Source organism: Neisseria sp. P0020.S005 (assembly GCF_051957055.1).
In the GTDB taxonomy this organism is placed as follows: Bacteria; Pseudomonadota; Gammaproteobacteria; order Burkholderiales; family Neisseriaceae; genus Neisseria; species Neisseria subflava_A.
On the sequence record NZ_JBQCWV010000064.1, the window covers coordinates 1 to 449 of the forward strand.

The 449-nt window shown below is 51.2% G+C and carries 1 protein-coding gene and 1 pseudogene; both read right to left on the reverse strand.

The annotated features are described in order from the left end of the window. Positions 1–319, reverse strand: a pseudogene (locus ACTHTU_RS11310) (J domain-containing protein); the annotation flags it as partial. After that, on the reverse strand, positions 258–449 hold a 192-nt coding region (locus ACTHTU_RS11315; protein WP_440362602.1), incomplete at its 5' end, for a hypothetical protein. The pseudogene ACTHTU_RS11310 and the gene ACTHTU_RS11315, both read right to left, overlap by 62 nt.

Here is a 449-nt window from a genome sequence, read left to right on the forward strand (position 1 = left end):
CGAGTACGGTCAGCAGAAAGAACATTACCGAACCGGTCGGGGTCAGGCACACGGCTGTCATCACGACAGGCAATACGAAAGCGCGCACAATCGCCGCTTTTTTAAATACAAAAGTCGCCGTTAAGATTTTGTGGAGAAACGGCAGCCATGCATAAAGTATGCTTCGGCAGGTATCGATCAAGAAACACAAAAGCGCCAGCGTGATGGTGGAGACGAGGGCCAACGAATAATACGCCTCGATATAGGCGGATAAAGCGTCATCGGCTGCCGCTGTAAACATGGCGACGAATATCGCCACAATCGGCAGCACAATCCGCATCTGCCGCCATGATTGCGCTTTCTGTAAAACAGACGTCAGTTTCGTCTTGCGCCTCATCAGCGCCGTGCGTACGGATGGCGATATTTCTTCCTGTAAAGCCGTATTTAGGAAAAACGCATTCACCGTTGCC